14 protein-coding genes, 1 tRNA gene and 2 rRNA genes are annotated in these 25158 nt (G+C 67.4%); 14 read left to right on the top strand and 3 right to left on the bottom strand.

All coding sequences use genetic code 11. From position 1 onward, the window contains the following. Positions 1–70 precede the first annotated feature (70 nt). From OOK07_RS31720 to OOK07_RS31740, 5 genes are all read left to right on the top strand, one after another. Positions 71–3187: ribosomal RNA gene (locus tag OOK07_RS31720) — 23S ribosomal RNA — on the top strand. 94 nt (positions 3188–3281) lie between these two features. Then, positions 3282–3398 (top strand): 5S ribosomal RNA (gene rrf, locus OOK07_RS31725). 114 nt (positions 3399–3512) lie between these two features. Next, positions 3513–4175, top strand: coding sequence for a DegT/DnrJ/EryC1/StrS family aminotransferase (locus OOK07_RS31730; protein ID WP_266802097.1), 663 nt, complete (start codon positions 3513–3515; stop codon positions 4173–4175). Between the two features lie 73 nt (positions 4176–4248). Beyond that, positions 4249–4324 (top strand) — tRNA-Thr (locus OOK07_RS31735). Positions 4325–4499: 175 nt separating this feature from the next. Next, complete coding sequence (locus OOK07_RS31740) at positions 4500–6146, top strand: IS1182 family transposase (protein WP_266802099.1); 1647 nt, start codon at positions 4500–4502, stop codon at positions 6144–6146. Positions 6147–6215: 69 nt separating this feature from the next. Here OOK07_RS31740 and OOK07_RS31745 read toward each other — a convergent pair whose 3' ends face one another. After that, the gene (locus OOK07_RS31745; protein WP_266799846.1) at positions 6216–8969 is read right to left on the bottom strand and encodes a SpoIIE family protein phosphatase; all 2754 of its coding nucleotides are present in this window, start codon (positions 8967–8969) and stop codon (positions 6216–6218) included. A 378-nt stretch (positions 8970–9347) separates the two neighbouring features. On the opposite strand from OOK07_RS31745, the gene OOK07_RS31750 reads away from it, so the two are divergent. From OOK07_RS31750 to OOK07_RS31790, 9 genes are all read left to right on the top strand, one after another. Continuing rightward, positions 9348–14819, top strand: coding sequence for a HAMP domain-containing protein (locus OOK07_RS31750; RefSeq protein WP_266685204.1), 5472 nt, complete (start codon positions 9348–9350; stop codon positions 14817–14819). 244 nt (positions 14820–15063) lie between these two features. Beyond that, positions 15064–15744, top strand: a complete 681-nt coding sequence (locus OOK07_RS31755) for a response regulator (RefSeq protein WP_266799847.1) — start codon at positions 15064–15066, stop codon at positions 15742–15744. Positions 15745–15868: 124 nt separating this feature from the next. After that, a complete protein-coding gene (locus OOK07_RS31760; protein ID WP_266685206.1) occupies positions 15869–18571 on the top strand; it encodes a DNA translocase FtsK in 2703 nt (900 codons plus the stop codon). A 244-nt stretch (positions 18572–18815) separates the two neighbouring features. Beyond that, entirely contained in the window at positions 18816–19655 is an 840-nt protein-coding gene (locus tag OOK07_RS31765; protein WP_266799848.1) for a helix-turn-helix domain-containing protein, read from the top strand. Between the two features lie 84 nt (positions 19656–19739). Then, complete coding sequence (rimO, locus tag OOK07_RS31770) at positions 19740–21227, top strand: 30S ribosomal protein S12 methylthiotransferase RimO (RefSeq protein ID WP_266685208.1); 1488 nt, start codon at positions 19740–19742, stop codon at positions 21225–21227. Next, positions 21224–22015 (top strand): CDP-diacylglycerol--glycerol-3-phosphate 3-phosphatidyltransferase, encoded by a 792-nt coding sequence (gene pgsA, locus OOK07_RS31775; RefSeq protein ID WP_266799849.1) that lies wholly within the window; start codon positions 21224–21226, stop codon positions 22013–22015. The genes rimO and pgsA overlap by 4 nt, the downstream gene beginning before the upstream one ends. Then, positions 22012–22557: a CinA family protein gene (locus tag OOK07_RS31780; protein ID WP_266799850.1), complete on the top strand. Its 546-nt coding sequence runs from the start codon at positions 22012–22014 to the stop codon at positions 22555–22557. Before pgsA ends, OOK07_RS31780 begins: the two co-directional genes overlap by 4 nt. A gap of 109 nt (positions 22558–22666) precedes the next feature. Further along, positions 22667–23041: a helix-turn-helix domain-containing protein gene (locus OOK07_RS31785; protein WP_016432287.1), complete on the top strand. Its 375-nt coding sequence runs from the start codon at positions 22667–22669 to the stop codon at positions 23039–23041. Between the two features lie 255 nt (positions 23042–23296). Continuing rightward, complete coding sequence (locus OOK07_RS31790; RefSeq protein ID WP_266685211.1) at positions 23297–23575, top strand: hypothetical protein; 279 nt, start codon at positions 23297–23299, stop codon at positions 23573–23575. Here OOK07_RS31790 and OOK07_RS31795 read toward each other — a convergent pair. Continuing rightward, complete coding sequence (locus tag OOK07_RS31795) at positions 23523–24287, bottom strand: SDR family NAD(P)-dependent oxidoreductase (protein ID WP_266799851.1); 765 nt, start codon at positions 24285–24287, stop codon at positions 23523–23525. The genes OOK07_RS31790 and OOK07_RS31795 overlap by 53 nt on opposite strands. Positions 24288–24319: 32 nt before the next feature. Further along, positions 24320–25156, bottom strand: coding sequence for an Fpg/Nei family DNA glycosylase (locus OOK07_RS31800; protein ID WP_266799852.1), 837 nt, complete (start codon positions 25154–25156; stop codon positions 24320–24322). Positions 25157–25158: the final 2 nt, after the last annotated feature.

The raw sequence follows: 25158 nt of genomic DNA on the forward strand, positions 1-25158 counted from the left end.
CGGACTTAGGTTCGGGGTGGTGGGTGGCTGGTCGTTGTTTGAGAACTGCACAGTGGACGCGAGCATCTGTGGCCAAGTTTTTAAGGGCGCACGGTGGATGCCTTGGCACCAGGAACCGATGAAGGACGTGGGAGGCCACGATAGGCCCCGGGGAGTCGTCAACCAGGCTTTGATCCGGGGGTGTCCGAATGGGGAAACCCGGCAGTCGTCATGGGCTGTCACCCTTGCCTGAACACATAGGGCAAGTGGAGGGAACGCGGGGAAGTGAAACATCTCAGTACCCGCAGGAAGAGAAAACAACCGTGATTCCGGGAGTAGTGGCGAGCGAAACCGGATGAGGCCAAACCGTATGCGTGTGAGACCCGGCAGGGGTTGCGTATACGGGGTTGTGGGATCTCTCTTTTGCGGTCTGCCGGCCGTGAGACGAGTCAGAAACCGTTGATGTAGGCGAAGGACATGCGAAAGGTCCGGCGTAGAGGGTAAGACCCCCGTAGTCGAAACGTCAACGGCTCGTTTGAGAGACACCCAAGTAGCACGGGGCCCGAGAAATCCCGTGTGAATCTGGCGGGACCACCCGTTAAGCCTAAATATTCCCTGGTGACCGATAGCGGATAGTACCGTGAGGGAATGGTGAAAAGTACCGCGGGAGCGGAGTGAAATAGTACCTGAAACCGTGTGCCTACAAGCCGTGGGAGCGTCGGAATGTGCTTGCACATTCTCGTGACTGCGTGCCTTTTGAAGAATGAGCCTGCGAGTTTGCGGTGTGTTGCGAGGTTAACCCGGGTGGGGAAGCCGTAGCGAAAGCGAGTCCGAATAGGGCGGTATAGTAGCGCGCTCAAGACCCGAAGCGGAGTGATCTAGCCATGGGCAGGTTGAAGCGGAGGTAAGACTTCGTGGAGGACCGAACCCACCAGGGTTGAAAACCTGGGGGATGACCTGTGGTTAGGGGTGAAAGGCCAATCAAACTCCGTGATAGCTGGTTCTCCCCGAAATGCATTTAGGTGCAGCGTCGTGTGTTTCTTGCCGGAGGTAGAGCACTGGATAGGCGATGGGCCCTACCGGGTTACTGACCTTAGCCAAACTCCGAATGCCGGTAAGTGAGAGCGCGGCAGTGAGACTGTGGGGGATAAGCTCCATGGTCGAGAGGGAAACAGCCCAGAGCATCGACTAAGGCCCCTAAGCGTACGCTAAGTGGGAAAGGATGTGGAGTCGCACAGACAACCAGGAGGTTGGCTTAGAAGCAGCCACCCTTGAAAGAGTGCGTAATAGCTCACTGGTCTAGTGATTCCGCGCCGACAATGTAGCGGGGCTCAAGCGTACCGCCGAAGTCGTGTCATTGCAGCAATACTCCCAACGGAGGCTGTGATGGGTAGGGGAGCGTCGTGTGCCGGGTGAAGCCGCGCCGGAAGGCAGTGGTGGACGGTTCACGAGTGAGAATGCAGGCATGAGTAGCGATTCACACGTGAGAAACGTGTGCGCCGATTGACTAAGGGTTCCTGGGTCAAGCTGATCTGCCCAGGGTAAGTCGGGACCTAAGGCGAGGCCGACAGGCGTAGTCGATGGATAACCGGTTGATATTCCGGTACCCGCTGTGAAGCGTCAAACATTGAATCAGGCGATGCTAAGTCCGTGAAGCCGTTCCGGACCCTTCGGGGAATGGAAAGTGGTGGAGCCGATAGACCAGACTTGTAGTAGGTGAGTGATGGGGTGACGCAGGAAGGTAGTCCAGCCCGGGCGGTGGTTGTCCCGGGGTAAGGGTGTAGGCCGTGCGGTAGGTAAATCCGTCGCACATGGGGCTGAGACCTGATGCCGAGCCGATTGTGGTGAAGTGGATGATCCTATGCTGTCGAGAAAAGCCTCTAGCGAGTTTCATGGCGGCCCGTACCCTAAACCGACTCAGGTGGTCAGGTAGAGAATACCGAGGCGTTCGGGTGAACTATGGTTAAGGAACTCGGCAAAATGCCCCCGTAACTTCGGGAGAAGGGGGCCATCACTGGTGATTGGATTTACTCCATGAGCTGGGGGTGGCCGCAGAGACCAGCGAGAAGCGACTGTTTACTAAAAACACAGGTCCGTGCGAAGCCGTAAGGCGATGTATACGGACTGACGCCTGCCCGGTGCTGGAACGTTAAGGGGACCGGTTAGTGCGCTTTCGGGCGTGCGAAGCTGAGAACTTAAGCGCCAGTAAACGGCGGTGGTAACTATAACCATCCTAAGGTAGCGAAATTCCTTGTCGGGTAAGTTCCGACCTGCACGAATGGCGTAACGACTTCTCGACTGTCTCAACCATAGGCCCGGTGAAATTGCACTACGAGTAAAGATGCTCGTTTCGCGCAGCAGGACGGAAAGACCCCGGGACCTTTACTACAGTTTGATATTGGTGTTCGGTTCGGCTTGTGTAGGATAGCTGGGAGACTGTGAACTCTGGACGCCAGTTCAGGGGGAGTCGTCGTTGAAATACCAGTCTGGTCGTGCTGGATGTCTAACCTGGGTCCGTGATCCGGATCAGGGACAGTGTCTGATGGGTAGTTTAACTGGGGCGGTTGCCTCCTAAAGAGTAACGGAGGCGCCCAAAGGTTCCCTCAGCCTGGTTGGCAATCAGGTGTTGAGTGTAAGTGCACAAGGGAGCTTGACTGTGAGACCGACGGGTCGAGCAGGGACGAAAGTCGGGACTAGTGATCCGGCGGTGGCTTGTGGAAGCGCCGTCGCTCAACGGATAAAAGGTACCCCGGGGATAACAGGCTGATCTTCCCCAAGAGTCCATATCGACGGGATGGTTTGGCACCTCGATGTCGGCTCGTCGCATCCTGGGGCTGGAGTCGGTCCCAAGGGTTGGGCTGTTCGCCCATTAAAGCGGTACGCGAGCTGGGTTTAGAACGTCGTGAGACAGTTCGGTCCCTATCCGCTGCGCGCGCAGGAATATTGAGAAGGGCTGTCCCTAGTACGAGAGGACCGGGACGGACGAACCTCTGGTGTGCCAGTTGTTCTGCCAAGGGCATGGCTGGTTGGCTACGTTCGGGAGGGATAACCGCTGAAAGCATCTAAGCGGGAAGCCTGCTTCGAGATGAGTATTCCCACCCACTTGATGGGGTAAGGCTCCCAGTAGACGACTGGGTTGATAGGCCGGATCTGGAAGCCCAGTAATGGGTGGAGGTGACCGGTACTAATAGGCCGAGGGCTTGTCCTCAGTTGCTCGCGTCCACTGTGTTGGTTCTGAAACCACGAACAGCCCCGTTACCGGTGATGGTGATGGTGTGGCAGGTTCGACAGTTTCATAGTGTTTCGGTGGTTATAGCGTGAGGGAAACGCCCGGTTACATTTCGAACCCGGAAGCTAAGCCTTACAGCGCCGATGGTACTGCAGGGGGGACCCTGTGGGAGAGTAGGACGCCGCCGAACAATCATTCAAAGGGTTGGATCCTGAACTTCGGTTCGGGGTCCAACCCTTTTTTGTTCTGCGTCACTTGAAGTTCACGTTGCGCAACCACTATCCGAGGCATGGGTACTGCTGCAATGCTCAGGGCCGCCGGCGTGGGTGTCGGTGACGAGGTCGTCGTGCCGGCCTTCGGGAACGCCGAGGTCGCCGGAGCGGTCGCCCTCGCGGGTGCGCTGCCGGTGTTCGCCGACATAGATCCGTTGACGTACTGCCTGGACGCCTCCGCTGTCGAGGCGGCCGTAACTCCGCGGACGGCGGCGATTGTTGTCGTACACCGCTTCGGTCGGCCGGCTGACATCACGCGGCTGCATGGCGTGGGACAGCGGCACCAGCTGCTGGTGCTGGAGCAGGGCGAGTCAGAGGCGCCGTACGACGAGATCGCTCAGCGACGGGAGCGTGCCGCTTATCTCGACGCCAAGTTGAGGGGCGTACGAACGCCCGACGGTGGTGACGGGCACACCTACCAGCAATACGTCGTCCGGGTGCCCGGGAACGGTCGTCCGGACCGGGATGCCTTTGCCCGGGCCGTGCGGTCCAGGGGAGTTGAGTGCCGGGTGCCGGTGAAGACGCCCGTGCACCGGCTGCCGGAATTCCGTCGCTGCGTGTCCCTGCCGGAGACCGAGCGTGCGGCCGATGAGACCCTCGCACTGCCTGTAGACGCCGCGTTGACGAAGCGGGACATGCAGCGGATCGTCGGCGCGTGCAATGCACTGGGCGGACTGCTCCAGCCTGCTTTCTGAGCGGTTGGGAGCAGGTGTCTGTTCGGGGTATGATCTATTCCGTTGCCGCGAGGGAAACCTCGTGAGGCAACAGGCCCCTATAGCTCAGTCGGTAGAGCGTCTCCATGGTAAGGAGAAGGTCAACGGTTCGATTCCGTTTGGGGGCTCCAGCTGGAAGGCCCCGCCCAATTGGACGCTGACTCTGTCGGGGATCTTGAGGATCTCCGGCGGGGCAGCATGATCAACGGGCGTCCTCGGATCTGTTCAGGACCGATGCAGATGTCGAGGTGCCCGTTGTCGCTCCGTGCCCGTTCTGGTGAGCAAGTCCCTTCTCTGACCGTGCGGATGGCGCGAGCGAGCAATCCGGGCGGTACGACGGCGATGTGGGTGAGAGACCACCTGGGCAGGCTGTGGCGTGACGAGGACTTCGCCGACTGGTACCCGCGTGACGGGCGCCCGGGGCTCTCACCCGCCCAGCTGGCCACCGTCTGCGTGCTGCAGTTCCTGCTCGGCCTGTCGGACCGGCAGGCGGCCGAAGCGGTTCGCTGCCGCATCGATTTCAAGTACGCGCCGGCCATGGAACTGGACGATCCCGGCTTCCACCACAGCGTGCTGGCCGACTTCCGCGACCGTCTCACCGAGGACGGCCGAGCCGACCGTCTCCTGGACCTCGCGCTCGCGCGCCTGAAGGAGGCCGGTCTCGTCCGCGAGCGCACCACCCAGCGCACGGACTCCACCCACGTCTTGGCCGCGGTGCGCGACCTGACCCGCCTGGAACTGGTCACCGAAGCTGTCCGCGCCGCGCTGGAAGAGCTGGCCGGCATAGCTCCGCACTTGCTGACCGGCTTGGTCGACGAGGAGTGGGGGCGCCGCTACGGCCGCCCGGTCCGTCTGGGCAAGAACCCCACCCGCCCCAAGACCAGGATCCTCGCCACTGGCAACGACGCCGCCCGGCTAATCGGGCACCTCGGGCAGCACGGGCCGGAACGCCTGTCCGGGCCCCGGGTCCAGGCCCTGCGGCAGATCATGGTTCAGAACTACTACCGCGACGGGGCCGGCCGCCTGCGCTGGCGCACCGCCGAGGACGGCGGGCTGCCGCCCTCGGCCGTCGCGGTTGTCTCGCCCTACGACCCGACGGCCCGCTACGCGCGCCGCGGACATGTCACCCGCTGGAGAGGGTTCGTCGCACATCTCACCGAGACCTGTTCTCCTGACGGCGTCAACGTGATCACCGATGTGGCGACCACCGACGCCACCAGCTACGACGCGAAGGCTCTGCCCGGCATCCACACCCGGCTCAAGCGCCGCGGGCTGCTGCCCGCCGAGCATCTGGTCGACGGCGGCTACACCTCCCTGGTCCATCTGGAACAGGCAGCCCGCGAACACCAGGTCACGGTCACCGGACCACTGCCGGTCAACACCACCCGCCAGAACCGCAGGAACAACGGCTTCGGCCGCGACGACTTCCACATCGACTTCGACCGCCGGCAGGTCACCTGCCCGCAGGGCGAGACCAGCGCAGGATGGCACGGCCCCTACCCGACCTCCTCACCCACCGCGGCACCTCTGATCGTCGCACGGTTCACCAAGAGCCAGTGCCGTCCCTGCCCGGTCCGCACCCGCTGCACGACCACCGCCGACAGCGCCCGGAGCGTGGGCTTCCCCCCGCGAGAACTCCGCGACCTGCAACTCCGCGTCCGCGCCGAACAGCAGACACCCGAATGGCAGGCCCGCTACGCGGTCCGCTCCGGAGTGGAAGGCACCATCAACGAGCTCGCCCACGGACACGGCCTGCGCCGCTGCCGCTACCGAGGACAGCACAAAGCCCACTTACAGCACGTGTTCACAGCCATCGCCGCGAACATCGAGCGCCTCAGCCGACGGCCGCCAACCGGAGAAGCACCTCCGTCCCGGCCGCCGACCGCCTTCCAGAACTACTTGGACCAGCACGGAATCACCCGGCCAAGGTCTTGGCGGTCCGCCAGAGACTGAGCAGACCGCCAAGATCCCGACAGAGTCAGCGTCCAATTGGGCGGGGCCTTCTTCGTGTTCCGGCCTCTGTCAGTCCTTGTGGAGGCCCGGGACTCGCATGGCCAGGATCGCCATGTCGTCGGACGGGGCGTCGGATGCGAAGCGTTCCACCGCGCGCATGATGCGGGCGGCAACCGCGCCCGCCGTCAGGCCCGTGCAGGTGGTGAGGACATCGCTGAGGCCGTCGTCGCCCAGCATGCGGGTGCCCTCGCGGCGCTCCGTGACGCCGTCCGTGACGCACAGCAGGACATCGCCCGGGTCGAGGGTGACCGTCTGCTCGTAGAGCTCCAGGTCCTCCATGACGCCCAGGAGGGGCTGGGGTTCGGCGGCCGGCTCCACTGTGCCGTCCTGCCGCAGGCGGAGCGGGAGGGGGTGTCCGGCGCAGACCACCTTCAGTTCCGCGCTGCCGTCCTCCTGCGGTCGCATCTCGCCGTAGAGAAGCGTCAGGAAGCGGCTGCGGGCGCCCTCGTCGAGAATGGCCGAGTTCAGTCGTTCCAGCACGGCCGGGCCGCTGAGGCCCTCGCGGGCCAGCAGGCGCAGGGCGTGCCGGGCCAGGCCCGTGACCGCGGCCGCGTTCGGGCCCGTACCGCAGACGTCGCCGATGGCGAAGCCGTAGGCGCCGTCGCTGATCGGGAAGAGGTCGTAGAAGTCACCGCCGACCTCGTTGCCCTCGCCGGCCGCGCGGTAGATGACCTCGACCTCGACGCCGTCGATCTCCGGGAGTTCGGGCGGCAGGAGGCTGCGTTGGAGGGCCTGGCTGATGGCCGTGCGCTCGGAGTAGAGGCGGGCGTTGTCGAGGGCGAGCGCGGCTCGGCGGCTCAAGTCCTCGGCCAGTTCCAGGATTTCCTGGCGGAAGTGTTCGTCGGTGGGCTTGCCGAGCGTCAGCATGCCGATGACGCGGTTGCGGGCCACCAGGGGGAGCACGACTGTCTCACCGCCCACCGCGGAGGCCGTGGCGAGCGTGGGGCCGATGCCCGAGGCGATCTGACGGGTCGGACCGCCGCTGAGGCCGAGGCTGCGCATGGAACTGCGCAGCGCTGCCTGGTGGGCCACCTCGCCGGGGGCGGACCAGACGCGGGCACCGGGGGTCGGTACCGGGTCCGGCGGGGGGACCTTCGAGAGCAACGACTTGATGCCGTCGATGAGTTCCTCGTCCTCGTGCAGGACGTACGACAGATATGGCTCTGAGGCCTGGTCGGCGATCGTGTAGACCGCGCACCAGGTGGCGAGTGTGGGGACCGTCATCTGGGCCATCAGGGCCAGGGTCTGGTCGCGGTCAAGGGTGCCGGCCAGCAGGTCGGAGGCCTCGACGAGGAAGCTCAGGGAGCCTCGGCGCAGGCGTTCCAGTTCGCCGAGGCGGGCCGACTCGACCGCCAACGCGATGCGGTCCGCGGCGAATTGGAGGCGCAGGGCCTCCTCGTTCGAGTATCTGCCGGCTCCCTCCGCCGCGACGCCGAGGGAGCCGGTGAGCCGTCCCTCGACCTTGAGGGGGACCGTGACGACCGAGCGCATGCCCGTGCCGCTGAGAAGCGGGACCGCGCCGGGCACGGCCGCCAGGTCGTCGTGGACCGCCGGCATGCGGGCCGAGCCGTAGCGGCCGGGGCCCGCCTCGACGGGTACGCGTGCGAAGCGCTGGCGGGCGGAGGGCAGGCCTGTGGAGGCGCGGACCTCCAACTCCGTTTCGTCGTCCGTCGCGAGGAGCAGGAAGGCGGAGTCGGCGTCGAGCATGTCGCGGGCGCGCTCCACCGTCCGCTGGAGGAGGCCGTCGAGGTCGTCCGGGGCCGGCGAGCCGATGAACACCTCGAACGGGTCGGAGCTCTGGCCGTCGGAGGCGGTCGCCGAGTCGGAGGACGGGATGCGCAGCGGGGTCTGCAGGACGGCCCGTTCGTGTTCCCCGACGAGGAGGCAGACCGTGGACGGCTCGCCGCCCGTGTCGCGGACGCGGAGGTGGGAGGCGTACACCGGAGTGACGCGGCCGCTGGCGCCCCTTATGCCGTAGCTGCCCTCCCAGCGGGAGAGCTGGAGCGCCTCCACGATCCCCGTGCTGGTGCCGGGAGTGTGCGGCCAGGCGGCGAAGTCGGTGAGGGGCTTGCCGGTGACCTGTTCGGCCGGGTAGCCGAAGAGTTCCTCCGCATCCTCGTTCCACGACGTGATCGAGCCGGTGCGGTCGATCTGGATGACCGCCACGCGGACCCGGCCGTCGGCGAGGGGGAGGAGGTCGGAGGGGAGTGAGGGGCCCGCCGCGCGCGTACCGACAGAGCGCTGGGGAAGGTCCAGGTGGAACCAGACCTGCTTCTGCGTCGGCGTGTAGTCGACGCCCCAGCGGCCGGCGAGCGCCGCGCACAGCTGGAGCCCGCGGCCGCCCTCGCGGTCGGGGCTGCCCATGTTGACGGGATGGCCCTGGAGGGGGATCTCGCGCTCCGGGTAGCGGTCGGCCACCTCGATCCGTACACCCTCGTCACTGCGCAGGCACAGCACGTCCGCGGACGTGCCGGCATGCACCACGGCGTTGGTCACCAGCTCGCTGGTGAGGACCACGGCGTCGTCGACGATGTCGGCGAAGCCCCAGCCCTGAAGGGTGTCGCGGACGAAGGAGCGGGCGGTCGCTACCGATCGTCCGACGGGCTCGAAGCTGGCGGCCGCGCGCGCGGTGATCACAGAACTCCTCGTCCGGTTGTCGACGGGCAGGGCTGCCTGGCCGACCGGCTCGTGCCGCTGATGCGGCAGGCCGCCCGTCGGCCGGGGGTCCGGGGGCTGTCCCCCCGGGATCAGTCCGGTGGTCATGTTGTGCGGCCGCCCCTCCGATGCCCGCTCGTGCTCGTGCCACCGCCCAGGCCGGACGGACCGGCGCGGCTGGACAGCCGCATGCAAGGTTACTTACCTTCGCCGTCCATGCGGATGCCGGTCTGCAGTGTTTCCGCCCAGAGGGTGTGCGGACGATGTGCGAAGCTGCCGAACTGTTATGGCCGGGTTCAGGCAGGGTGAAACACTGGGCAAGCTTCTTGTGAAGGTCCGGGCAGGCTGAGTGTCTACCGCGCATGGCGGGCAGCAGCCCGTGGTGTGGCCTGGTTGCATCCGGCAGAACTACGCAGCAGTAACCGGTGCGGCGAACGGTAGTACCGGACCACGGCAGTAACGGTCGACCCCTGCGGGAGGGACACAGTGGAGTCTGGCGCAGCGACGCGGGGCACTAAAACGCGCGCGAAAGGCGGACAGTCCCTGAGTAACCAGCGTAAACCGCGTGGTGGGACCACCGCGGTGGACACGGCGGCCATGAACCGGCTTTTGGCGGCTCTCGTGGCGATGCGCGACGGGAACTTCCGTAAACGGCTCACGGTGTCCGGTGACGGCGTGATGTCCGAGATTGCGGCGGTTTTCAACGAGGTGGCCGACCGTAATCTGCATCTGACGGGTGAGCTGTCACGGGTGCGGCGCATGGTGGGCCGTGAGGGCAAGCTCACCGAGCGGCTGGAGACGGGCGCCTACGAGGGCTCCTGGGTGGCCGCCATCGAGGCGTCCAACGCGCTCGTGGACGACCTCGTACGGCCCGTCTCCGAGGTCGGCCGGGTGCTGTCGGCGGTGGCGGAGGGTGATCTGTCGCCGCGCATGGAACTGCGGACGCAGGCCCAGGACGGGACCGGGCATCCGCTGCGGGGGGAGTTCCTCAAGGTCGGACGGACCGTGAACAACCTCGTCGACCAGCTGTCGACGTTCACCGACGAGGTCACGCGCGTGGCCAGCGAGGTGGGCACCGAGGGCAAGCTGGGCGGTCAGGCACGCGTGCGTGGCATGTCGGGTTCGTGGAAGGACCTCACGGACTCCGTCAACACGATGGCGTACCGGCTTACGGCCCAGGTGCGGGACATCGCCCTGGTGACGACCGCGGTGGCCAAGGGCGACCTGTCCCGGAAGGTCACGGTTCACGTCGCCGGCGAGATGCTGGAGCTCAAGAACACCGTCAACACGATGGTGGACCAGCTGTCGTCCTTCTCCTCCGAGGTGACGCGAGTCGCGCGCGAGGTGGGCACGGAGGGCGAACTCGGTGGTCAGGCGCAGGTGCCGGGTGTGGCCGGTGTGTGGAAGGACCTCACCGATTCGGTGAACCTCATGGCCGGCAACCTGACGGCCCAGGTGCGCGGTATCGCACAGGTCACCACCGCGGTCGCCAACGGTGACCTGTCGCAGAAGGTCACCGTGTCGGCACGCGGTGAGGTCGCGCAGCTCGCGGACACGATCAACCAGATGACCGAGACGCTGCGGATCTTCGCGGACGAGGTCACGCGCGTGGCCAACGAGGTCGGTGCCGCGGGGCAGCTGGGCGGTCAGGCGAACGTGCCGGGCGCGGCGGGCACGTGGAAGGACCTGACGGATTCCGTCAACACGGTGTTCCGGAATCTGACCATTCAGGTGAGGGATATCGCGGCCGTCACGACGGCTGTGGCCAACGGTGATCTCTCCCAGAAGGTCACGGTCGACGTGGCCGGCGAGATGCTCGAATTGAAGAACACCGTCAACGGCATGGTCGACCAGCTGTCGTCGTTCGGCTCCGAGGTGACGCGTGTGGCCCGTGAGGTCGGCGTCGAGGGTGAGCTGGGCGGGCAGGCGCAGGTGCCGGGCGCGGCCGGAACCTGGAAGGACCTGACCGACTCGGTCAACACGGCGTTCCGCAACCTCACCGGGCAGGTGCGCAACATCGCGCAGGTGACGACGGCGGTCGCCAACGGTGATCTGTCGCAGAAGGTCACCGTGGACGTCTCCGGCGAGATGCTCCAGCTGAAGAACACCGTGAACACGATGGTGGACCAGCTGTCGTCCTTCGCCGACCAGGTGACCCGGATGGCCCGGGACGTGGGCACGGAGGGCCGCCTCGGCGGGCAGGCGGTCGTACCGGGTGTGGCCGGTACGTGGAAGGAGCTCACCGACTCCGTCAACGGCATGGCCGGGAACCTGACGGCCCAGGTGCGCAACATCGCGCAGGTGACCACCGCGGTCGCCCAGGGTGACCTCTCCCAGAAGATCGACGTGGACGCGCGCGGGGAGATCCTGGAGCTGAAGAACACCATCAACACGATGGTCGACCAGCTCTCCGGGTTCGCCGACCAGGTGACCCGGGTGGCCCGTGAGGTGGGCACCGAGGGCCGCCTCGGCGGGCAGGCGCAGGTGCCCGGCGTGGCCGGTGTGTGGCGGGACCTGACCGATTCGGTGAACGGCATGGCCGGGAACCTGACGGCCCAGGTGCGCAACATCGCACAGGTCGCGACGGCGGTGGCCCGGGGTGACCTGTCCCAGAAGATCACCGTGGACGCGCGCGGGGAGATCCTGGAGCTGAAGAACACCCTGAACACGATGGTCGACCAGCTGTCGTCGTTCGCGGAGGAGGTCACCAGGGTCGCCCGCGAGGTGGGCACGGAGGGCCAGCTGGGCGGTCAGGCCGAGGTGCAGGGTGTCTCCGGCACCTGGAAGGACCTCACGCAGTCCGTGAACTTCATGGCGAACAACCTGACCATCCAGGTGCGCAACATCGCCGAGGTCACGACCGCGGTCGCCAAGGGCGACCTGTCCAAGAAGATCACTGTTGACGCGAAGGGCGAGATTCTCGAACTCGTCACGACGGTCAACACGATGGTTGACCAGCTGTCCAGCTTCGCCGAGCAGGTGACCCGGGTGGCCCGTGAGGTGGGCACCGAGGGCATCCTGGGCGGCCAGGCGCACGTTCCGGGTGTCACGGGCATCTGGAAGGACCTCAGCGGCAACGTCAACCTGATGGCCAAGAACCTGACCATGCAGGTGCGCAACATTTCCCAGGTCGCGGCGGCCGTCGCCAACGGCGATCTGACGCGGACGGTGACGATCGAGGCGCGCGGCGAGGTCCAGCAGCTCGCCGACACCTTCAACACCATGGTGAAGACGCTGAGTTCGTTCGCCGACCAGGTCACCAAGGTGGCCCGCGAGGTGGGCACGGACGGCATTCTCGGTGGTCAGGCGCATGTACCGGGCGTGGCGGGTACCTGGAAGGACCTCACGGACTCCGTGAACGGCATGGCGTCCAACCTCACCGGTCAGGTGCGCAACATCGCCATGGTCACCACGGCCATCGCCAAGGGTGACTTGACCAAGAAGATCGACATTGACGCTCGCGGCGAGATTCTTGAGCTCAAGACGACGATCAACACGATGGTTGACCAGCTGTCCAGCTTCGCCGAAGAGGTCACCCGAGTCGCCCGTGAAGTGGGTACGGAGGGCCAGCTCGGCGGTCAGGCACGCGTGCGTGACGTGGACGGCACCTGGCGCGACCTCACGGAATCCGTGAACGAGATGGCCGGGAACCTGACCCGGCAGGTGCGCGCCATCGCGCGCGTGGCGACCGCGGTGACCCGCGGCGACCTGAACCTGAAGATCGACGTCGACGCGTCCGGCGAGATCCAGGAACTGCAGGACTACATCAACAAGATGATCGCCAACCTGCGCGACACCACGATCGCCAACAAGGAACAGGACTGGCTGAAGGGCAACCTGGCCCGTATCTCCGCGCTGATGCAGGGCCGCCGCGACCTGCAGGACGTGGCCTCGCTGATCATGAGCGAGCTGACGCCGGTGGTCTCCGCGCAGCACGGTGCCTTCTTCGTGGCGATGACGCCCGTCGACGGCAAGGAACTCAGCCCCGGGGGCGAGGACGCGTACGAGCTGCGGATGCTCGGGTCGTACGGCTACTCGATGGGCTCCATGCCGACGTCGTTCCGGCCCGGCGAGGCGCTGATCGGGACGGCCGCCGAGGAGAAGCGCACGATCCTGGTGGAGAACGCGCCCAGTGGCTACCTGAAGATCTCCTCAGGCCTCGGCGAGGCGCCACCCGCGCAGGTGATCGTCCTTCCCGTGCTGTTCGAGGGCAAGGTGCTCGGCATCATCGAGCTGGCTTCCTTCACCCCGTTCACGCAGATCCAGAAGGACTTCCTCAACCAGATCGCCGAGATGATCGCGACCAGCGTCAACACCATCTCCGTCAACACCAAGACGGAGCAGTTGCTGAAGCAGTCGCAGGAGCTGACCGAGCAACTCCGTGAGCGGTCGGCCGAGTTGGAGAACCGGCAGAAGGCCCTCCAGGCGTCCAACGCGGAGCTGGAGGAGAAGGCCGAGCTGCTGGCCCAGCAGAACCGCGACATCGAGGTGAAGAACACCGAGATCGAGGAGGCGCGGCAGGTCCTGGAGGAGCGCGCCGAGCAGCTCGCCGTGTCGATGCGCTACAAGAGCGAGTTCCTCGCCAACATGTCGCACGAGCTGCGTACGCCGCTCAACTCGCTGCTGATCCTCGCCAAGCTGCTCGCCGACAACGCGGACTCCAACCTCACCCCGAAGCAGGTCGAGTTCGCCGAGACCATCCACGGCGCCGGCTCCGACCTGCTCCAGCTGATCAACGACATCCTCGACCTGTCGAAGGTCGAGGCGGGCAAGATGGACGTCTCCCCGACGCGCATCGCGCTCGTCCAGCTCGTCGACTACGTCGAGGCCACATTCCGGCCGCTGACGGCGGAGAAGGGCCTGGACCTGTCCGTACGGGTGTCGCCTGAGCTGCCCGCCACGCTGCACACCGACGAACAACGGCTGCTGCAGGTGCTGCGGAACCTGTTGTCCAACGCGGTGAAGTTCACCGACTCCGGCGCCGTCGAGCTGGTCATCCGGCCCGCGGGCCGGGATGTGCCCATGGCGATCCGGGAGCAACTGCTCGAAGCCGGGTCGATGACCGATCCGAACGCGGATCTGATCGCGTTCTCGGTGACCGACACCGGTATCGGTATCGCCGCCAGCAAGATGCGGGTGATCTTCGAGGCGTTCAAGCAGGCGGACGGCACGACGAGTCGCAAGTACGGCGGTACCGGGCTCGGCCTGTCGATCTCGCGGGAGATCGCGCAGCTGCTCGGCGGTGAGATCTACGCACAGAGCGAGCCGGGGCGTGGATCGACGTTCACGCTGTATTTGCCGCTGCATCCGAGCGAACTGCCGCCGCAGGGCTACCAGCAGGCACTGCCCGCCCTGGCGGCCGGCGACCTGGTGGTCGCCGCGGATCTTGCCCAGCGCGCCGAGGTGGAGATCGAGACGCCGGCCGAGGTGAAGTCGTACCGCGAGACGCAGAACGGCGCCGCGGCGCTCTTCAGGCGCCGCCGCAGGTCCGGACTTGATGTCGTCCACCGTCTGGCGCCTCAGGAGCAGTGGTCGGCCGCGGAGCAGAGCACGGCGCCCGTTCCGCACCGCGGGATCCGCTTCGGCGGCCAGAAGGTGCTGATCGTCGACGACGACATCCGCAACGTGTTCGCGCTGACCAGCGTGCTGGAGCAGCACGGGCTGTCGGTGCTGTACGCCGAGAACGGCCGTGAGGGCATCGAGGTCCTGGAACAGCACGATGACGTCGCCGTCGTCCTGATGGACATCATGATGCCGGAGATGGACGGCTACGCGACGACCACGGCGATCCGCAGGATGCCGCAGTTCGCGGGCCTGCCGATCATCGCGCTGACCGCGAAGGCGATGAAGGGCGACCGGGAGAAGGCGATCGAGTCGGGAGCCTCCGACTACGTGACCAAACCGGTCGATCCCGATCATCTGTTGTCGGTGATGGAGCAGTGGATGCGGGGGGAGTGACGGGAACCATCGACGTTCACGCGGAGTTGCTGACTCAGTGTGGCCGAAACCGTGTAGAAGTACGGGATCCGGGGAACCTTCTGGTCTCCCGCTACGTTTCTGCTATGTGCACAGTGACATCACGGTGACAGGGTGTGGCGACGGGCGGGGTGCGGCTACGATGACCGGCACAAGGACGGGCGGCGAAAGGGAGTCGTCCCCAGGGGCGGCACCCGGTGCACATCCGGGGCGAGGAGGGCGGGCCATGGTGCAGAAGGCCAAGATCCTCCTGGTCGATGACCGGCCGGAGAATCTGCTGGCGCTGGAGGCCATCCTCTCTGCGCTCGATCAGACGCTGGTGCGGGCATCGTCCGGGGAGGAAGCGCTCAAAGCGCTGCTCACGGACGACTTCGCGGTCATTCTGTTGGACGTCCAGATGCCGGGAATGGACGGTTTCGAAACAGCCGCCCACATCAAGCGGCGAGAACGGACCCGGGACATCCCGATCATCTTCCTCACCGCGATCAACCACGGCCCCCACCACACCTTCCGGGGGTACGCGGCCGGTGCGGTCGACTACATCTCCAAGCCGTTCGACCCGTGGGTGCTGCGGGCGAAGGTCTCGGTGTTCGTCGAGCTGTACATGAAGAACTGCCAGCTCCGGGAGCAGGCGGCGCTGCTGCGGCTCCAGTTGGAGGGTGGCGGCAAGGCCGCGGCCGGCGACGCCAAGGAGCCTGCCGGACTGCTCGCGGAGCTGTCGGCGCGGCTCGCGGCGGTCGAGGAGCAGGCCGAGGCGCTGTCCAAGCAGCTCGACGACGAGTCGGCGGACGCTGCGGCCGTGGCGACCGCGGCTCATCTCGAACGCAAACTCACGGGATTGCGGCGGGCGCTGGACGCCCTGGAGCCGGGTGCCGGCAGCGCATCGTCGGTGCCGTCGCAGAACTGACGTTCAGGCGCGGACCAGTTGCGCATGAGGACGCGTCAGCTCCGCGCCCGTTCCAGGGCGACACGAACGGGTGAAGCAGTGGGCACACGTGTCCGTCGCCGTCTCCACCGGTAACCTCACATCTATGGCCTCACGTCCCTCCGCTGCCAAGAAGCAGCCCGCGAAGAAGGCGGCGGCTCCGGCGAAGAAGGCTGCTGCGAAGAAGGCTCCGGCGAAGAAGGCGCCCGCCAGGAAAGCCGCGGCGAGGAAGTCGGTGCCGCCGCCGAAGCCGGCACCGAACCCCACCGGTGGCATCTACAAGCTTGTGCGCGCCCTCTGGTTGGGCGTCGCTCACGCCGTGGGCGCCGTGTTCCGCGGCATAGGGAACGGCGCCAAGAACCTCGACCCCGCACACCGCAAGGACGGCGTCGCCCTGTTGCTCTTCGGCATCGCACTGATCGTCGCCGCGGGCACCTGGGCCGATCTGCGCGGCCCCGTAGGCGACCTCGTCGAGATCCTGGTGACCGGTGCCTTCGGCCGTCTCGACCTGCTCGTGCCGATACTGCTCGCGGTCATCGCGGTCCGTTTCATCCGCCACCCCGAGCAGCCCGAGGCCAACGGCCGCATCGTGATCGGTCTGTCCGCGCTCGTCATCGGCGTGCTCGGCCAGGTCCACATCGCGTGCGGCGCGCCCGCCCGCAGTGACGGCATGCAGGCCATAAGGGACGCAGGCGGTCTCATCGGCTGGGCTACGGCCACCCCGCTGACGTACACGATGGGCGAGGTGCTCGCCGTACCGCTGCTCGTGCTGCTGACGATCTTCGGTCTGCTCGTCGTCACGGCCACCCCGGTCAACGCCATCCCGCAGCGGCTGCGGCTCCTCGGCGTGAAGCTCGGCATCCTCCACGACCCGGAGGACGACGAGCTCTCGGACGACGAGCAGCGGTACGACGACCAGTGGCGCGAGGCGCTGCCCGCGCGCCCCCGCAGGCGTGGACCGGCCCCGGAGGCGTACGACCCCGACGGTGCCGAGCAGGAGGCGCTCTCCAAGCGTCGCGGCCGCCCCAGGCGCTCCGCGGTGCCGCAGCCGGACATGGGGCGTCAGATGGACGCCGTGGACGTCGCCGCGGCGGCCGCTGCCGCGCTCGACGGTGCGGTCATGCACGGGATGCCGCCCTCGTCGGTCGTCGCCGACCTCACCCAGGGGGTGCGGGTCGGGGATCGCGAGGACTCCACACCGACACCCGTTCCGAGGCCCGTCCCGGCAGCGCGCCCCAAGCAGGAGAAGCTGAAGGGCGAGGTCATGGACCTCACCAAGGCGGCGCCCGAGCAGGTAGACGACCTGCCGCCGCGGGCCGAGCAACTCCAGCTCTCCGGAGACATCACCTACTCCCTGCCTTCGCTCGACCTCCTCACGCGCGGGGGCCCCGGCAAGGCGCGCAGCGCCGCCAACGACGCGGTGGTCGCCTCACTCACGAACGTCTTCTCCGAGTTCAAGGTCGACGCCGCGGTCACCGGCTTCACGCGCGGCCCGACGGTCACGCGCTACGAGGTCGAGCTCGGCCCCGCGGTGAAGGTCGAGCGGATCACGGCGCTGACGAAGAACATCGCGTACGCCGTCGCCAGCCCGGACGTACGGATCATCAGCCCGATCCCAGGCAAGTCCGCGGTCGGCATCGAAATCCCCAACACCGACCGCGAGATGGTCAATCTCGGCGACGTGCTGCGCCTGGCGGCGGCCGCCGAGGACGAGCACCCGATGCTTGTCGCGCTCGGCAAGGACGTCGAGGGCGGCTATGTGATGGCCAACCTCGCGAAGATGCCGCACGTCCTGGTGGCCGGTGCCACCGGTTCCGGTAAGTCGTCGTGCATCAACTGCCTGATCACGTCGATCATGGTCCGCGCGACTCCCGAGGACGTGCGCATGGTCCTCGTCGACCCCAAGAGGGTCGAGCTGACCGCGTACGAGGGCATCCCGCACCTGATCACACCGATCATCACCAACCCGAAGCGGGCCGCCGAGGCGCTCCAGTGGGTCGTACGGGAGATGGACCTGCGGTACGACGACCTGGCGGCGTACGGCTACCGGCACATCGACGACTTCAACGAGGCCGTGCGCAACGGCAAGGTGAAGTCGCCGGAGGGCAGTGAGCGGGAGCTGCAGCCGTACCCGTACCTGCTGGTGATCGTCGACGAGCTCGCCGACCTGATGATGGTCGCCCCGCGCGACGTCGAGGACTCGATCGTGCGCATCACGCAGCTCGCGCGCGCGGCCGGCATCCACCTCGTGCTCGCCACGCAGCGGCCGTCGGTCGACGTGGTGACCGGTCTGATCAAGGCGAACGTGCCCTCGCGGCTCGCCTTCGCCACCTCCTCGCTAGCCGACAGCCGCGTCATCCTCGACCAGCCCGGTGCCGAGAAGCTGATCGGCAAGGGTGACGGGCTGTATCTGCCGATGGGTCAGAACAAGCCCACCCGTATGCAGGGTGCTTTCGTGACCGAGGACGAGGTCGCCTCCGTCGTCCAGCACTGCAAGGACCAGATGGCGCCCGTCTTCCGGGACGACGTCACCGTGGGCACCAAGCAGAAGAAGGAGATCGACGAGGAGATCGGCGACGACCTCGACCTGCTGTGCCAGGCGGCCGAGCTGGTGGTCTCGACACAGTTCGGGTCGACGTCCATGCTCCAGCGCAAGCTGCGCGTGGGCTTCGCCAAGGCAGGCCGGCTCATGGACCTCATGGAGTCCAGGGGCATCGTGGGGCCGAGCGAGGGGTCCAAGGCTCGTGACGTTCTTGTGAAGGCTGACGAGCTGGACGGAGTGCTCGCGGTGATCCGCGGGGAGGCTTGAGAGAGAGCCTGAACGGGCGTGGCGAGCGATGCCCGATCGTGACTCACCCGTAAGGGATCATTGAGCAACCGTTTCCCTTCGGCGTACGTCAAGTTGAGGGAAGCGACAAGCGCACACCCCATCATCGGCGTGTCCGGCCATACCGATGGGCTACAAAGTCCCGCCGCCCGGTTGCCCCACCCATTTGTACCCCCCATAGACTGAACCTCCAGCACAGGTGGCTTAACGCTCGAAAGGCGCCCCCGTGTCCATCGGCAACTCCCCTGAAGACGAGCGTCCGTTCGAAGACGATCGCGAGGAAGCCCGCCTCTCCGTCGGCCATGCCCTCCGGCAGGCGCGGATTGCGGCCGGGCTGACCGTCGACGATGTCACCAACGCCACCCGGGTCCGTATCGCCATCGTGCACGCCATCGAGGCGGACGACTTCGCCCCTTGCGGCGGCGACGTCTACGCCCGAGGCCACATCAGGACCCTGGCCAAGGCTGTCCACCTCGATCCGGCCCCGCTGATCGCGCAGTACGACGCAGACCACGGCGGCCGCCCGGCCCCGACGCCGGCAGCCCCCCTCTTCGAGGCGGAACGCATCCGCCCCGAGCGGCGCGGACCCAACTGGACCGCGGCCATGGTCGCCGCGATCGTCGCCGTGGTCGGCTTCGTCGGGTTCACCGCCTTCAAGGGTGGCGACGACGGCGGAGCGAAGACGCAGGTCGCCGAGGGATCCACGCCCACGACCAGCAAGGCCGCCTCGCCCACTCCCAAGAGCGGCAAGACCGACAACCCCAAGTCCGCCCCCTCGGACAGCGCCATCGCGGCCGCTCCCCAGGACAAGGTGACCGTCCAGGTCAGCGCCGCCGACGGACGCAGCTGGATCTCGGCCAAGGACCACAACGGCCGGCTCCTGTTCGACGGACTCCTCAAGCAGGGCGACTCCAAGACCTTCCAGGACAGCGAGAAGATCAACCTCGTCCTCGGTGACGCGGGCGCGATCCAGCTCTACGTCAACGGCAAGAAGATCGAGGACGACTTCCAGCAGGGCGCGGTGGAGCGCCTGACGTATACGAAGGGCGACCCTCAGGTCGGCTGACCGGATGTGAGCACGGACGGGGCCGGCCGGCCAGGCCAACCCCGTCGACATGGGCTGTCAGTGAGACAAAGTAGTCTTGAGCGCATGCCTGAACGCCGTACCGTCGCACTTGTCACCCTTGGCTGCGCCCGTAACGAGGTGGACTCGGAGGAGCTCGCAGGCCGCTTGGAGGCGGACGGCTGGGACCTCGTGGAGGACGCCGCACAAGCGGATGTCGCCGTCGTCAACACCTGTGGCTTCGTCGAAGCCGCCAAGAAGGACTCCGTCGACGCCCTTCTGGAGGCCAACGACCTCAAGGGTCATGGCAGAACCCAGGCCGTCGTGGCGGTGGGCTGCATGGCCGAGCGGTACGGCAAGGAACTCGCCGAAGCCCTCCCCGAGGCGGACGGCGTGCTCGGCTTCGACGACTACTCGGACATCTCCGACCGTCTGCAGACCATCCTGAGCGGCGGTGTCCACGCCTCGCACACCCCCCGCGACCGGCGCAAGCTGCTGCCGATCAGCCCCGCCGAGCGCCAGGGGTCCGCGGCGGACGTCGCCCTGCCGGGACACGGGCCGGCCGCACCGCTGGCGCCCGCCGATCTTCCCGAAGGCCTCGCTCCGGCCTCCGGTCCCCGCGCGCCCCTGCGCCGCCGGCTGGACGGCGCCCCGGTCGCCTCGGTGAAGCTCGCCTCCGGCTGCGACCGGCGCTGCTCCTTCTGCGCCATCCCGTCCTTCCGCGGCTCCTTCATCTCCCGCCGCCCCAGCGATGTGCTGAACGAGACGCGGTGGCTGGCCGAGCAGGGCGTCAAGGAGATCATGCTGGTCTCCGAGAACAACACCTCGTACGGCAAGGACCTGGGCGACATCCGCCTGCTGGAGTCGCTCCTGCCGGAGCTCGCGGAGGTCGACGGCCTTGAGCGCGTACGCGTCAGCTACCTCCAGCCGGCCGAGATGCGCCCCGGGCTGATCGACGTCCTGACCTCGACGCCGAAGATCGCCCCGTACTTCGACCTGTCCTTCCAGCACTCCGCCCCCGGTGTGCTGCGCGCCATGCGCCGCTTCGGCGACACCGACCGCTTCCTGGAGCTGCTCGACACCATCCGGAGCAAGGCTCCCCAGGCGGGCGTGCGCTCCAACTTCATCGTGGGCTTCCCGGGCGAGAGCGCGGACGACCTGGCGGAGCTGGAGCGGTTCCTGAACGGCGCGCGGCTGGATGCCATCGGCGTCTTCGGCTACTCCGACGAGGAGGGCACGGAGGCGGCGACGTACGAGAACAAGCTGGAGGAGGACGTCGTGGCCGAGCGGCTGGCACGTGTCTCCCGGCTGGCGGAGGAGCTCGTCTCACAGCGTGCCGAGGAACGCGTCGGCGAGACCCTGCACGTCCTCGTGGAGTCCGTGGACGACGAGGGTGTGTACGGCCGCGGCGCGCATCAGGCACCGGAGACGGACGGCCAGGTGCTGCTCACGAGCGGCGAAGGTCTGAGCGTCGGCCGTATGGTCGAGGCGAAGGTGGTCGGCACGGAAGGTGTCGACCTGGTGGCCGAGCCGCTGACGGGCTCGCTCGGGTGTAGTGAGGAGGCGGGCAGATGACCGGAGTACCGGCATCGGCGGCGAACGGCTCCTCCGGCACTCAGGGCGTACCCGCGAGCGCGGCCTCGGGTGGAGCCCCCGGTGTCGTCTCCGGCGCTGCGTCCGGTTCCGTTTCCGCCGACGCGTCCGATGCATCCGACGTGACGTCCGGCAGCGGGAAGCCGGCGCGCGGCGGGAAGGTCGTGGCCGCGGCCGTCAACCAGGCCAGCGTCTGGAACATCGCCAATCTGCTCACCATGCTCCGGCTGCTCCTGGTGCCCGGCTTCGTCGCGCTGATGCTGGCCGACGGCGGGTACGACCCGGCATGGCGCTCGTTCGCCTGGGCCGCCTTCGCCATCGCCATGATCACCGACCTGTTCGACGGACATCTGGCGCGCACGTACAACCTCGTCACCGACTTCGGGAAGATCGCCGACCCCATCGCCGACAAGGCGATCATGGGAGCGGCCCTGATCTGTCTCTCCTCGCTGGGCGACCTGCCGTGGTGGGTGACGATCGTCATCCTCGGCCGGGAACTCGGCATCACGCTGCTGCGTTTCCTGGTCATCCGGTACGGCGTCATCCCGGCGAGCCGGGGCGGCAAGATCAAGACGCTCACGCAGGGCGTGGCGGTCGGGATGTATGTGCTGGCGCTGACGGGCTGGCTGGCCACCCTGAGGTGGTGGGTGATGGCAGCGGCCGTCGTCCTGACCGTGGTGACCGGACTCGACTACGTAAGACAGGCCATTGTGCTGCGCAGGCAGGGCATCGCCGAGCGCAGGGCCGCTCTGGAGGAGACGGACGCGTGAATTCCGCAGCCGCCGAACTGGTGAGACTACTGACGGTGAGGGGCGAGACCCTGGCCGTCGCCGAGTCGCTCACCGGTGGACTGGTTGCGGCGGACATCACAGCCGTCCCCGGGGCGTCCAAGGTCTTCCGCGGCTCGGTGACGGCCTACGCCACTGAGCTGAAGCACCGGCTGCTGGGTGTCGATGCCAGCCTGCTGGAACAGCGCGGAGCGGTGGACGCGCAGGTCGCGGCTCAGATGGCGGTGGGTGTGCGCAAGGCGCTCGGCGCCGACTGGGGTCTCGCGACCACCGGCGTCGCCGGTCCGGAACCGCAGGACGGGAAGGCTGTGGGGACGGTCTTCGTGGCCGTGGACGGCCCCTTCGCCGCGGATTCCGGTTCTGCCGGTGGCGGAAAAGTAGCGGCCCTGCGGTTGAACGGCGACCGTGCGGAAATTCGTATGGAGAGTGTACGGAGCGTACTCGCACTGCTCCTCGAGGAGTTCGCGAGCGAACAGACCGGAAATGAGCTGGCACAGGATACGGAACAGAACGGGGGGTTTTGATGTTTGCAGCCCTGAGTGAACACGACATCGCTCCCCGCACGGCCGCAGCGCGAGGCGGTACGGTGGGGCGTGAAGGATGCGGCTACGCGGTCCGAGGAGGGAGCCACCGATGATTCTGCTCCGTCGCCTGCTGGGTGACGTGCTGCGTCGGCAGCGCCAGCGCCAGGGCCGTACTCTGCGCGAAGTCTCCTCGTCCGCCCGAGTCTCACTCGGCTATCTCTCCGAGGTGGAGCGGGGGCAGAAGGAGGCTTCCTCCGAGCTGCTCTCCGCCATCTGCGACGCGCTGGACGTACGGATGTCCGAGCTCATGCGGGAAGTGAGCGACGAGCTCGCTCTCGCCGAGCTGGCCCAGTCTGCTGCGGCCACCGAGTCTGTGCCCGCGCCGGTTCGTCCGATGCTGGGTTCCGTATCGGTGACCGGCGTGCCACCGGAACGGGTGACCATCAAGGCGCCCGCCGAAGCGGTGGACGTGGTCGCCGCGTGACATTCACGCGCGTGACTGCGTGAACCGACCTGCACGTGCAAGGCCCCGGCCGGGGCTTCTCCAGGAAGAACTGGAGGGGTGCGGTCGGGGTTTTCGTGTTTCCGGGGTGCCTTCCACGGCCGACCGGGTCCGTTTGCCGGTGTGGCCCGGGGCGGTCATGGTGGATGCCTGCGGTTCGGTGCGCCCGTGTGCCGTCGGTGCGCCCTCCCAGTGGGTGACGGCCGCGGTCTAGCGTCGGGGCTGGAGGTGGCGTCCATGGCACGGCCGACAGTACGCCGGGGGGCGGCTCTCGGGCTCGGGATGCTGTGGTGGTGGGCGGTGCTGCGACTGGCCTTCGCGCCCGGTGCCGGGGCGGTGGAGGGCGCGGTCGCGGCCGGCGGGTGGGGGCTGAGCCTCCTGCCGGTGCACTGTGTGCCGAAGTCGCGGGCGGCGGGAGCCGTCGGGGCGGGGCGATGGCGGGGTGCCTGGCGGGCGGCCCGGGCTACCACGGCATCGCCACCCCGCCGTTGGGACGCAGGATCTGGCCCGTTGTGAAGGCCGAGGCGTCCGAGGCCAGGTACAGCACGGCGTGGGCGACGTCTTCCGGTTCGCCGACCCGGCCCAGCGGCGACATACGGGCCATCAGTGACTCGGTCCGAGCCTGCGCTTCGGCCTCGTGGCGGTCGGTCATGGGCGTGCGGATCCAGCCCGGCGCTACCGAGTTGACCCGGATCCCGTACCGGCCCACCTCGTTCGCCAGCGTCTTGGTCAGCTGGACGACCGCCGCCTTGGCCGCGCCGTAGCAGAGCAGGCCCGGGCGGCCGGTGTCGACGGCGCCGGAGGCCATGGTGATGATGCTGCCGCCGGTCTGCCGGTCGAGCATCAGACGGGCGGCCTCCTGGCAGGCGTACAGCACCCCTTTGAAATTGACGCTCAGGACCTGGTCGAGGTCCTCGTCCCGGGTCTCCAGGACCGTGCTGCTGTGCATGATCCCGGCGATCGCGGCCATCACGTGCAGGCGCTCGCAGGACTCCACGGCCCGGCTGAGCTGCGCCCGGTCGGTCACGTCGAGCCGGTGGGTATGGACGGTGCCGCCGCCGTCCTTGATCAGGGTCGCCGTCTCGTGCAGGCCGTCCGCGTCGCGGTCGGCGCAGTGAACGGTGGCGCCCGCCTCGGCGAGCAGCACGGCCGAGGCGCGGCCGATACCGCCGGCGGCCCCGGTGACGAAGGCGGTGCGTCCGGTGAGTTCGTACGCATTGACGGGCATGAGGGGACGGTACGAGGGTTTCTGACGGGTCGTCAATTAGTTGTACGGCGTGGAGTTCCGCCGGGTCGGGTGGTGCTCGGCGCCGGGCCCGTCTGGCAGTTCGGGCACCAGTAGGTGGGGCGTTCGCGGGAGCCGTCGCCCTGGTCGGCCACGCGGACGGAGGCGTGGCAGCGCAGGCAGGGGCGGGGAGCCCGGCCGTACACGAAGAGGTCCTGGCCGCGGCGGCCCGTCGTCGTGCGGACCGGGCGGTCGCGGTTGGCCTCCAGGAGCCTCTTGGCGAGCTCCGGGAGCTTCGCGGTGCGGTCGGCGGGCAGTGCGCCGACGGGGAGCCAGGGGGTGGCACCGAGCAGGAAGCAGAGCTCGCTCTTGTAGACATTGCCGATGCCGGCGAGGTTGCGCTGGTCCAGCAGGGCCTCGCCGAGGGGGCGGGCGGGGTCGGCGAGGACGTTGGCGAGCGCCTGCTCGGGGTCCCAGTCCGGGCCGAGGAGGTCGGGTCCTAGGTGGCCGACGGCGCGCTGTTCGTCGGAGGTGCGGAGGAGTTCGAGGACGGGGAGGCGGTAGCCGACGGCCGTGCGGTCCGCGTTGCCCAGGATCACGCGGATCTGGTGGGACGGGCCGCCGGTCCAGCGCCGGCCGTTCGCGAACACCTTCCAGGAGCCGTCCATCCTCAGGTGCGAGTGGAGCGTCAGACCGCCCTCGATGCGGGTCAGGAGGTGCTTGCCGCGCGGGGTGACGTCGAGGACGGTACGGCCGGTGAGGTCGGCCGTGGCGTACTTGGGCACCCGGAGGTCGCTACGGGTCAGCACCTTGCCGGCGAGGGCATCGTGCAGGCGGCTCGCCGTCTGCCAGACCGTGTCTCCTTCGGGCATGG

Origin of the sequence: Streptomyces sp. NBC_00078, assembly GCF_026343335.1 — a bacterium.
Lineage (GTDB): Bacteria > Actinomycetota > Actinomycetes > Streptomycetales > Streptomycetaceae > Streptomyces.